Annotated in this window: 6 protein-coding genes and 2 pseudogenes; 4 read left to right on the top strand and 4 right to left on the bottom strand. The window is 66.9% G+C overall.

Going from position 1 to position 10855, the window contains the following annotated elements; genetic code table 11:
• Nucleotides 1-12: 12 nt before the first annotated feature.
• Together VGS97_RS15030 and VGS97_RS29590 are read right to left on the bottom strand one after the other, a co-directional pair.
• Entirely contained in the window at nucleotides 13-2427 is a 2415-nt protein-coding gene (locus tag VGS97_RS15030; RefSeq protein ID WP_326854126.1) for a ricin-type beta-trefoil lectin domain protein, read from the bottom strand.
• 102 nt (nucleotides 2428-2529) lie between these two features.
• The gene (locus VGS97_RS29590) at nucleotides 2530-4941 is read right to left on the bottom strand and encodes an RICIN domain-containing protein (RefSeq protein WP_349262141.1); all 2412 of its coding nucleotides are present in this window, start codon (nucleotides 4939-4941) and stop codon (nucleotides 2530-2532) included.
• 853 nt (nucleotides 4942-5794) lie between these two features.
• On the opposite strand from VGS97_RS29590, the pseudogene VGS97_RS15020 reads away from it, so the two are divergent.
• A pseudogene (locus VGS97_RS15020) lies at nucleotides 5795-5977 on the top strand (RICIN domain-containing protein); the annotation flags it as partial.
• 37 nt (nucleotides 5978-6014) lie between these two features.
• Nucleotides 6015-7514 carry an arabinofuranosidase catalytic domain-containing protein gene (locus VGS97_RS15015; protein ID WP_414641720.1) on the top strand — a complete coding sequence of 500 codons (1500 nt, stop codon included), beginning with the start codon at nucleotides 6015-6017 and terminating at the stop codon, nucleotides 7512-7514.
• A gap of 75 nt (nucleotides 7515-7589) precedes the next feature.
• Here VGS97_RS15015 and VGS97_RS15010 read toward each other — a convergent pair whose 3' ends face one another.
• Together VGS97_RS15010 and VGS97_RS15005 are read right to left on the bottom strand one after the other, a co-directional pair.
• On the bottom strand, nucleotides 7590-8372 hold the full coding sequence (locus VGS97_RS15010; protein ID WP_326854122.1) for a FadR/GntR family transcriptional regulator: 783 nt from the start codon (nucleotides 8370-8372) through the stop codon (nucleotides 7590-7592).
• Between the two features lie 112 nt (nucleotides 8373-8484).
• Nucleotides 8485-8724, bottom strand: a complete 240-nt coding sequence (locus VGS97_RS15005) for a hypothetical protein (protein ID WP_326854121.1) — start codon at nucleotides 8722-8724, stop codon at nucleotides 8485-8487.
• A 549-nt stretch (nucleotides 8725-9273) separates the two neighbouring features.
• On the opposite strand from VGS97_RS15005, the gene VGS97_RS15000 reads away from it, so the two are divergent.
• Together VGS97_RS15000 and VGS97_RS29585 are read left to right on the top strand one after the other, a co-directional pair.
• On the top strand, nucleotides 9274-10551 hold the full coding sequence (locus VGS97_RS15000; protein ID WP_326854119.1) for a glycoside hydrolase family 6 protein: 1278 nt from the start codon (nucleotides 9274-9276) through the stop codon (nucleotides 10549-10551).
• A gap of 82 nt (nucleotides 10552-10633) precedes the next feature.
• Nucleotides 10634-10855 (top strand): annotated as a pseudogene (locus tag VGS97_RS29585) (LacI family DNA-binding transcriptional regulator); the annotation flags it as partial.

Raw genomic sequence — 10855 nt, 5'->3', positions numbered from 1 at the left:
GGGGGCGGCGGATCAGCCGAGGGTCCACTGCTGGTTGCTACCGCCGTTGCACGACCACAGCTCCACCAGGGTGCCGTTGGCGGTTCCGGCGCCGGTCACGTCGAGGCAGAGGCCTGACTGGACGCCGGTGATGGTGCCGTTGGAGTTGAGGTTCCACTGCTGGTTGGCGGCGCCGCTGCACGACCAGATGATCGCCTTCGTACCGTTGGTCGTGCCCTGGCCGTTGGCGTCCAGGCACAGGGTCGTGCCGTTGATCGTCATGGTCAGCGCACCGGACGAGGTGTGGGTCCAGGTCTGGTTCGCGCCACCGTTGCAGGTGTAGATCTGCTGCTGCGTGCCGAGGGTGGTGGTGGAGCTCGGGTCGTCCAGGCACTTGCCCGCGCCCACCGCGCGCAGCAGACCGGTGTTGCCGCCGGTGCCGCCGCTGCCGGGGGTGATCGACAGGTTGTCGAACTGCGCGGTCTCGCCCTGGCTGGTGGCGTAGCCGGCCTGGCCGGCGCCGTAGGTGAAGTCGTTCGCCGTGCCGACCGTCTTGCCGTCGATGCCGGCGGTGATGGTGCTGCCGGAGAAGGCGAGCGACAGGGTGTGCCAGCTGTTGGTTCCCAGCGCCGTGGTCGTGCCGCTGGCCAGGGTCGAGTTGGTGTTGCCCGTGTTCGAGCTGATGATCGACCACGCGCCGGTGTCGCTGACACGCAGGTGGTACGCGTTCAGCCCGCCGGCTCCGCCGTACGACTGCGTGCTCGCACGTCCCATCAGCTCGACATAGCCGGACTCTTCGAGCAGGACGTCCGAGGTGACGGTGTAGTTGTTCCAACCGGTGTCGCCGATCAGGGCGTGCGGGTCGGTGAGCGTGTCCCAGGTGATCGGCGCCTGCGCACTCATCTGCCGCACGCACTCGCCGCTGCGCCCACCGCCGCAGTTCGCGACCTCGAAGGCGCCCTGCCAGTCCATCAGGTACTTCGCCTCGCTGCCGACGGTGTAGCCGTCGAACGAGTCGCTGTACGGCAGGCTCATCGAGCCCTGACCGGGACCGGCCGCAGTGCTCTTACCCTGGCCGGTGGTGGTCGTCACGGTATAGACATAGCCGGGCTGCACGGTCAGGCTGTAGTTGCCTCCGGAGGGCGTGATGTCAGTGGTGTGCACGAAGTAGTCGGCCGAGTTGCCGGAGTTGAGGTTGGTCGCCCACACGTGCACCTGGCCGGTGGACAGCCCGCCGGTGACGCTGAAGTTCAGCGTCTGGGCGCTGGTGGCGTCCACGGTCTCGATGACGGTCGAGTAGTCGCTGTTGTTCGTCGACTTCAGCGAGACGTAGCTGCCGTTGCTCCGGTTGCCGCCGATGTAGCCGCTGGAGGAGTCGAGATAGTGCCAGCCGGGCGCGGTGAACTGCGTGGTCTGCGCCTCGACCCAGGCGTTCTTGCCGACCGAGTAGTAGCCGGACCACGGCTGCGGCGAGAGCACCAGGCCCATCGTCGGATACGGCAGGTTCGGCGTGATCCCGGCGTCGATCGGCCAGTTGATGTACGCGGTCATCTTCCCGTCGATGTAGCCGCGGTTGATGCCGCGTGCCATCGCCTGCGCGCCCGCGTTGTAGTCGTCCGAGCCGTTCTCGCTGGCCCACAGCTGCTTGCCGGACGAGGTCGCGGCCGACGGCACGGTGCAAGTGGACTGCGATGAGCGGTAGCCGCACGGGTAGTGCGCGCCGAGGATGCCGACCGACGCGGCGAACGCCGAATTGCTGTCGACGTCGTTGGCGATGGTCCAGTCCGAGTCGGCGCCGACGATCGTGACGTTGCCGTAGCCGCTGGAGTTCAGGGTGCTGCGAAGCTGCTCGTACCAGGAGATGTTGTAGCCGCGCTCGTTCCAGCCGCCGAGGTAGTCGATGGTCAGCCCGTCCACCTTGGCGCAGCCGAGCCAGGAAACCAGGTAGTTGACCATGTCGGTGGACCAGAAGTTCCCGCCGCCGATCCAGCCGGGCGCGCCCCAGGCCAGGCCGTACAGCTTGATGCTCGGGTTGCGCGCCTTGGCCTGCTCGGCGAGCCAGAACTCGTAGCCGACGTTGCAGTTCACCGCGCCGCGGGTGTGCTCGATGCTCGGCTCCGCGCCGGAGGTGGAGTTGGTGTCGCCGCCGATCTCGATCTTGAGGATCTGGTCCGACGCGCCGTAGCCCGGCTTGAACAGGTAGTCCAGGATCTGGCTGCGCTGCGGCTCCGGGTAGTCGATCAGCAGCCTGCTGTTTCCGCCGCCGCCGCTGATGGCGCCGACGCCGTCGAAGGTGCGTCCGCCGGACGCGCCGTTGATCGTGATCGAGGTGGCGGCGCGGGCCGGGGCGGCGGTCGTGGCGACGACGCCGCCCGCGGCCAGTGCGGCGGCCCCGAGCGCGACTGCCGAGGCGCGCAGGCGCCTGGAAAGCCGGCTGAGTCTTGACACGATGGGTTCCTTTCGTAGAGGAGAGACGTCCCGTGGCCGCTGTGGTGGGTCCGGCCACGGGACGTGGCTGTGCTCAGGGCTCTTCGACGCGGATCGTCGCGATCAGCCGAGGGTCCATTGCTGGTTGCCGCCGCCGTTGCAGGTCCAGAGTTCGACCAGGGTGCCGTTGGCGGTTGCGGCTCCGGTCACGTCGAGGCAGAGGCCTGACTGCACTCCGGTGATGGTGCCGTTGGAGTTGAGGTTCCACTGCTGGTTCGACTGGCCGTTGCAGGACCAGGTGATGACCTTCGTACCGTTCGTCGTGCCCTGACCATTGGCGTCCAGGCACAGCGTCGAACCGCCCACCGATACCGTCAACGCACCGGACGAAGTGTGTGTCCAGGTCTGATTCGCCTGGCCGTTGCAGTCCCAGATCTGCTGCTGCGTGCCCAGCGTCGTCGTCGAGTTCGGATCATCCAGACACTTGCCCGCACCCACCGCATGCAGCGCACCAGCACTCCCGCCGGTGCTACCACCACCGCCGACACCGGACTGCGAAATGACCTGCTGCGCGCCTGACGGCCAGCTGGTTCCGCTGACCTGAACGTTGCCGCTCAGGGTGTTGTTGTGCGGGGAACCGGTGGCGACCTGCGTGGCGCCGGCGTTGTACCAGTTGCTGTTGAACGCGTTGTCGTCGGTGTTGTTGTTCGCGTTGGCGTTGGTGAACGCCCACACGCCGCTGTCCTGCACGACGTTGCTGGTCAGGGTCACGTAGCGCGAGCCCTCGTCCAGGTACAGGCCGACGGTGTTGTGGTTGTCGTAGATGTAGTTGTCGTTGAACGTGGCGCTCGGGTTGGCGGACAGGTTGTAGAGGCTGCCGCCGTCGTGAAAGATCTTCTTGGTGGCGTGGATCTTGTTGTAGCTGGCGTCGGTGTTCTTCAGCGTGGTGGGAGTGGTGTACAGCGGCTGGTAGTTGTACGTGCCGCGGTTGGCATAGTCCTGACTGCCGCCCGCGTCGTTCATCCCCCAGCCCCATCCGATGTCGATGCCGTCGTAGGGCAGGTTCTCGACCTCGTTGTGGTCGATGACGGCATGGGTGACGTAGGTCGACAGGATGCCGGCCATGTCCTTGTAGTCCTCTGCGACCCCGTTGACCAGGTTGTTCGTCAGGGTGATGTTCTGGTCGGTCATCGCCGTGTCGGAGGGGTGGTGCGCGTTGGTCTGCGTGCCGCCGACCACGATCGCGGCGCCGGCGTCGTCGGTGAACGTGTTGTGGTCCGCGGTGACGCCGGAGGCGCCCAGCCCAACGCCGGAGGTGACCGCGTTGTTGTCCTGGCCGATGCCCAGGCCCACCTCGCCGAGGTGGGCGAAGGTGTCGCCGGTGAAGCTGATGCTGCCCGCGGCGGAGACTTGCACCGCGGCGGGTGCCTCGCCCAGACTTTCGCGGGTGGCCTCGAACAGCGTGCAGCCGGACTGGCAGGAGGTGAGGAAGTCGGAGGGCTGCTGGTAGGCCTGGTTGAAGAAGGTGCCGGACTGCTGGTCGGCGTACCCGATGCTGCTGCCCGGTGCCAGCCAGGTGGTGTGCTCGAAGGCGATGCCCTGGAACGCGATGTTGTGCGCCGGGTTGTCGACGCTGTTGCCGGAGATCTGCACCAGCGAGGTCAGCCGGGGCAGTTCCACGTCATGGCCCGACGGGTTCCAGCCGGAGGGCGCCTTGTAGTACAGCTGCCCGGCCTGCGGGTCGAGGTACCACTGCCCGCTCTGAAGGAACGAGTACGAGTTCTCCAGGAACAGCTGGCCGCCGGCGAACGGCTTGGCCAGGGTGTCATATCCCCAGTTGTTGTTGTTCCAGGACGGCTGCTGCATGGTGATCGTGGTGCCGGAGACGGACTGGAAGGGTGCGAAGTGGTCGGTGAATGAGTTCTGACTCTCCACCTCGATCCGGTTCTGCTCCGGCAGGGTCGCCAGGTAGTTCAGCGCCGAGTTGTTGATCGTCATGCCGGTGTACGTGACCGTCACGTCGCTGCGATTGATGGCGATCGCCGCACGCGGGGCGGCCGACCCGTCGATGTACAGCTGCCGCGAGTCGACTCCGGCGGGCACCGCCGCGGAATAGATGTTGTTGGCCGAGTCGTGCAGAGTCCAGCCGGTCGCCTGCTGCCCGCCGGAGATCACCGGGGTCGCGCCGGACGCGGCCTGCCAGATGACGTTGTGCCCGTTGGTGCCCGAATCGGCGTTGCCGAGCACCAGCGGCGCGGACAGCCGGTAGGTGCCGCCGGCGAGCTGCACCACGATGTCGCCGCTCATACTCCCGTCGATCGCCTCGACGGAGGATTTCGCCTGCGTCAGCGAGCACGGAGCGGAAGACGTGCACGCGGTCCCGCTTCCGGTCGGCGAGGCGTACAGGGTTGTCATCGTCGCGGCCTGCGATACGGCCGGCGCGGCGGCCACGCCCGCCAACGCCAGCGCCGCGGCGGTCAGCGCCGCTCTCGCCGGCAGGCCGCGGCCGGCCTGTGGGAGTGGGTACGACGTCATCGTCAGCCCTTCCTCAAGAATCGAACGACGCCCGCCGGCCGCCGCAGCGGCTCCGAAAGCGCGTCAAATGTGTATGACTTTTCATCAAAAGCGGCGGCCGACATGGGACAACGGTCGGCGAAAGCTGATCCAGCCTGCCGACTGCGGGCTACGTAGCGGCCGCTACCTGGCCTGGTGACTGACGACCGGTCCGGCACCCGGTGACGGCGAAGCCGTGGAACGTAGGAAACTCTCGGCCGTGAGATGTGTCAAGATGTCCGGAGAGGTCGGATCATCCGTTGGAAAACGTTTGAATAATATCGAACTGTCGGTGTTCTGTGCCGATCGACGCGGGAACCGGGCTGTACAGCCGGCCAGCTTGCCACAGATGAGTCTGACTGATTGTGAAACTTGCAGCCTGTACGGCCATCCGCCCGACCCGACCGGCAACTGGCGGTCCCACAGCCATCCGCAGGAACCGATTCTCTCGCCCAAACAGGGTTCTGTGCCCGTACGGGCGGACCCTAACACGCCATTGACCGTTTCTATCTCGGGTCGTAACATCCGCTGGGATCCAGGCAGAGAATCGGTTCGACACATGGGACTCCGCAAAGCAGTCGCAGGCGTCGACGCCAGACCCGGCAGTCCAGCATCGGCGCCTGCGCTGTTCCCAGCGGTCTCGCCACAATGAGTCTGAATTAGTCAAGATGTGTGCGCACACATCGCCTGAAGAGGTCATACATTCATGCGCGCCTTAGCGCGCGTCGGTAGCGAAAAAGCACCTGCGATGTCGGAGGCTCCATGCACCTGATGCGCACGACCCGGAGGCGAGTCCGGTTGATCGCCGCGTGTCTGCTGGCCGCGGCGATCACCGTGCCAGATCTACACGTGCAACGGCCAGGTGAATCAGCAGTGGAACATCAACTCCAACGGCACCATCACCGGCACGCAATCAGGCCGCTGCCTCGACGTGACCGGAGCATCCACCGCAAACGGCGCCCTGGTCGAACTATGGGCCCGCAACGGCGGTTCCAACCAGCAACGGACCCTCGGATAACGCAGCACGGCCGCCTTGTCTGCCTGACAACAACCTTATGAAGACGGAGGTCTTCGTGTCCCTGTCACCAAAGCTCCGGCGGCGAACCCGACTGCTCGCCGCGTGTCTGACGGCCGCGGCGATCGCCGTGCCAGTCGCCGCCGTCACCACCGCGCCCGCCAGCGCCGCGACATCAGAGCCCTGTGATATCTATGCGGCGGGCGGCACGCCGTGCGAAACCGCACACAGCACGACCCGGGCGCTGTTCGCCGCCTACAACGGTCCGCTGTACCAGGTGCAGCGCTCCTCGGACGGCGGCTACCAGAACATCGGCCTCATGACGGCCGGCGGCGTGGTCAACGCCGCGCAGCAGGACTCGTTCTGCACCGGCACCACCTGCACCATCACCAAGATCTACGACCAGACCGCGAACCACAACGACATGCCGATCTCCTGGGGCGGCTATTGGAAGGGCCCTGGCCCCAACGGCGCGGACATCGGCGCGAACGCCACCGCGCTGCCGCTGATGGTCGGCGGTCAGAAGGCTTATGGCATCAAGGGCGGCGGGGGCGTGGGCTACCGCGTCGACAACGCCAAGGGCGTGCCCATCGGCTCGCAGCCCGAGGGCGTCTACATGGTCACCTCGTCGAACTTCGTGTCCCAGTACTGCTGCTTCGACTACGGTAGCGGCGAGAACTCGCACACCGACACCGGCAACGCCACCATGAACGCCATCGAGTGGGGCACCGCGTGCTGGTTCGGCGGCTGCTCCGGTTCCGGCCCGTGGGTCGAGGCCGATCTTGAGAACGGCATGTACAGTTCCAACACCGGCCCGAACCAGTCCAGCTACCAGGGCGTGCGCTTCCCGTTCGTCACCGCGATGGAGAAGAACAACGGCACCAGCAACTTCACCATCAAGTACGCCGACGCCACCAGCGGCGGGCTGACCACCGGCTTCTCCGGGCCGCTGCCCAACGGCTACTCGCCGATGAAGGTCGACTCCTCGATCCTGCTCGGCACCGGCGGCGACAACAGCGCCAACGGCAACGGCGAGTTCTTCGAAGGCGCGGTGACCGCCGGATATCCGTCGGACGCGACCGAGAACGCCGTCCAGGCCAACCTCGCCGCGGCAGGCTACTCGTTCGGCACGAGCACTGGCGGCACGACCGGCCCGTTGCACGCGGTCGGCGCTGGTAAGTGCCTTGATGACCCGAACTCCACCACCACGCTCGGCACGCAGCAGCAGATCTACACCTGCAACGGCCAAGCCAACCAGACCTGGACGCACACCTCCACCGGCGCGCTGAGCCTCTCGGTCGGTGGCCAGACCCTGTGCCTGGACGCGAACGGCCAAGGCGCCGCCAACGGCACCAAGGCCATCACCTGGTCATGCAACGGCCAGTCCAACCAGCAATGGAACATCAACACCAACGGCACCATCACCGGAGCCCAATCAGGCCTCTGCCTCGACGTCACCGGAGCATCCACCACAAACGGCGCCCTGGTCGAACTATGGGCCTGCAACGGCGGCAGCAACCAGCAATGGACCCTCGGCTAGCAAGGAGCCTTTAAAAGGCACTTTCTCTCCCTGTCGGAGCGGCGGCACTCCGACAGGGACGTGCCGAGCGCACAGTCAGCCGAATACGCGGCGCTGGATCTCGCGCCGGTAGTCCTCAAGGGTGTTGTCCAGGTGGACGGCCGTGGCCTGAGCCGCGGCCTCCGGGTCGCCGTCGCGGATGGCCAGGTAGATCGCGTCGTGTTCGGCGACTGCTCCCTCGGCGTGTCCGCCGACGGTGCCGTGTAGTCCGATCGTGCTGGACTGGCGTTGTAGGCGGCGTGCTTCGCGTACCGAGGCGACGAGGAACGGGTTGTGCGACGCGGCGGCGATGCCGAGGTGGAACTCGTCGTCGCCGCGGTCGAACAGCGCGATCTGTCCGGTGCGATGGCCGTCGCGGCACAGTTGGGCGGCCGACTCGATGGCGCGCAGTTCGGTGGGGGTGGCACGGGTGGCTGCCAGGCGGCTGGCCGCAGTCTCCTGCACCCGGCGGAATTCGAAGAGCATGTATACGTGGTCGAGGTCGGTGGGCAGGAAGAAGCCGCCCCAGCGCGAGGAGCCGAGCATCCCCTCGTCATCGGCCACGAACAGGCCACGGCCCTTCTGCGCGCTGACCCGGCCGATCGCCGAAAGAATCTTCACCGCCTCACGCACCACCGTCCGACTGGTACCCAGCCGCCCGGCCAACTCGTTCTCCGTCGGCATCCGATCACCCGGCACCAGACGCAACTCGGCAATCAACTGCAAGATCTGCTCGGCCACGAGTTCATAGCCCGGCCGGTAAGCGCCGGACGACGGTGCGGCGTCCCGCTCCTGTTCGGGCGGCAGTTCCGCCGCCGACAGCGTGGGCGTGCCGTCCACCGGCTTGCCTCCTCGTTCCCGAGCCACACCAGCAGTATGGCCCGCCCAACCCGACATAGGGAGCATACACAATCCGCTACGCGCGCCAGATATGAGTACTATCTATATCCCGTTACCCCACAACATCCCAGGACAGTCGGCGAGAATCCTCGAAATAGGCATACTCATCTTGTTGACGAATGACCGACCGCGATGACGCAGGCGGTGTACTTGCGCGGCAGCCGGACGGCGCACCGCCGTTGGTCAACGTCACGTGGGCCTGAAACGCCGCGACGCCATCCGGGCGGCGCAGGTGCAGCGTGGCGGACGGCCCGGTGGCGAGAGAATCGTCGAAACATCCGGTTTTCGTCATCCCTTCAAGGGTGACTTCGCAGGCGAATACCGCCGCAAGTGATGGGATGTACTGGCTTCGGCGTACACCGCATCGCTGGGAAGGTGCCAACGCCGTGCCGGAAGCTCAAGAGCGCACCGAATCGGCGTGGCGGCGACCGCGCGTCGCACGCCGCTCAGAAAGCCCTGTTCAAGGTGCTATTTCTGGTAGACCGCACACAGCGCGACACACGGGACGTCCTCGCGAAAGTTACACGGCACCGCCGACCATCCACTCTGTGCCGGCACGTCCCCGACGGAGACATCCCATCCCCGCCGATACCACCATCTGCGCCCATCGAGCGTCTACCTGGAAGCGCTCTCGGTGCTCTGCGGCCCTTACGCTGCCCAAGCCGGGTTACGCTCAGCGTCCCTGAGCTGCTCCTGGCGAGGTTGCCAAGTACTTCGGTAAACGGCTCTTTACAACGATGTCCGCCGCCACTATGGTCCGGCTGGAAGCGCTTCCGGTCACTCTGCACGCGTGAGAGCGCTCCCACAATTCCGCCTCGCGCCACTTGAGAGGATGTGGGCGTTGAAGTTCCACGGGTTCAGACCCGCCCTCGCTGTCGCCGCCTTCGCGCTCGCGCTCGGCAGCGCGCCCGCCGCATCGGCGCAGACCGCCGACCACACATTGCCGTCGGACGCCCGCTTCTACGTCGACCCGAGTAGCGACGCGGCGATGCAGGCGCTGACCGATGTGAAATCCGGTGACCTGCGCGACGCGCTGACGATGGCGGAACTGGCCAGCTGGCCGGAGGCGACCTGGTTCACCAGCGGCACCCCGGACCAGGTGTCGCAGCAGGTCTCGGCGCTGATGCGCCGCGCCGCGCTCGAACGGTCGGTGCCGACCCTGGTCGCCTACGACATCCCGTTGCGCGACTGCGGACAGTACTCCAGCGGCGGCGCGACCTCCGACGCCGCCTACCAGCAGTGGATCGCGGCCTTCGCCGCCGCCATCGGACAGGCGCGGGCCGTGGTGATCCTCGAACCGGACGCACTGGCCAACCTGCCGCAGGACTGCGGCCCGACCACGGACCCGACCGGCGCGCTCACCGCCGCGCGGATGGCAGACCTGCGTTACGCGGTCTCGGTCCTCAAGGCCCAGCCCGGCACCTCGGTCTACCTCGACGCCGGCAACAGCCAGTGGCACGCGGTCGGCGACATCGCGCAGCGGCTGATCGACGCGGACGTCGCGGACACACAGGGTTTCTCGCTGAACGTCTCGAACTACCAGCCCACCGACCAGACCGATCACTACGGCACCTGGGTCTCCAAGTGCATCTGGTTCGCGACACAGGGTCCGAGCTGGGCGATCGGCCACGCGAGCTGGTGCGCGAGCCAGTACTATTCCTCCGCCGCGCCCAACGACGGCCTGCCTGGCGACTCGGTCTCATCCACCGACCCGAGCACCTGGCACTGGACCGACGACTGGTTCACCCAGAACACCGCCGCCGCGCCGGTCTCGGCGCTGACCCACTTCGTCGTGGACACCAGCCGCAACGGCCTCGGCGCGTGGACCCCGCCGGCGGGCACTTCGTACCCTGACCCGCAGACCTGGTGCAATCCGCCCGACCGCGGCATCGGCGCGCGCCCGACCGCCAACACCAGCGTTCCGCTTGCCGACGCCTACCTCTACATAAAGACGATCGGGCAATCGGACGGCGGCTGCACGCGTGGAACCGTCGGGCCCGGCGACCCCGTCTACGGCGGCACGGTCGATCCGGCGGCCGGTGCGTGGTGGCCGGAGCAGGCCCTGACGCTCGCGAACAACGCGGTCCCCGCTCTCGGGCTCAACCTGCCTCTACGCTAAACAGCACATCGCACCGCGGTCGAGCAGTAGTGCCGTAAGGCTGTAGAGAGGAACCACCGGTTCATGGGAACGCAACCGGCGCGCCGGAGTCTCCCGTGCGGCGGCCTCTCGCGCCATCAACAACGCACGACACGTGAGCAGCGCGACGCGTGAGGCGGTCGAACTCGCGATCCGCGAGCTCGGCTACGTGCCGAACCCCACCGCTCGGGCGCTGGCCACGCAGCGAGCCGGGGCGGTCATCCTCGCCGTCTCGCACGACGATCCGGCGCTGTTCGCCGATCCGTTCTTCGGCCAGGTCATCGTC

The sequence above is a fragment of the Actinocrinis sp. genome (assembly GCF_035946395.1).
Taxonomy (GTDB): Bacteria; Actinomycetota; Actinomycetes; order Streptomycetales; family Catenulisporaceae; genus Actinocrinis.
Note: the sequence above shows the minus strand (reverse complement) of the source record. Positions and strands in the feature narration are given on the sequence as shown.

Coding starts and splice junctions, on each gene's coding strand:
- VGS97_RS15015 (WP_414641720.1), top strand. CDS start 6,015: ATGAAGACGGAGGTCTTCGTGTCCCTGTCACCAAAGCTCCGGCGGCGA.
- VGS97_RS15005 (WP_326854121.1), bottom strand. CDS start 8,724: ATGACGAAAACCGGATGTTTCGACGATTCTCTCGCCACCGGGCCGTCC.
- VGS97_RS29590 (WP_349262141.1), bottom strand. CDS start 4,941: ATGACGTCGTACCCACTCCCACAGGCCGGCCGCGGCCTGCCGGCGAGA.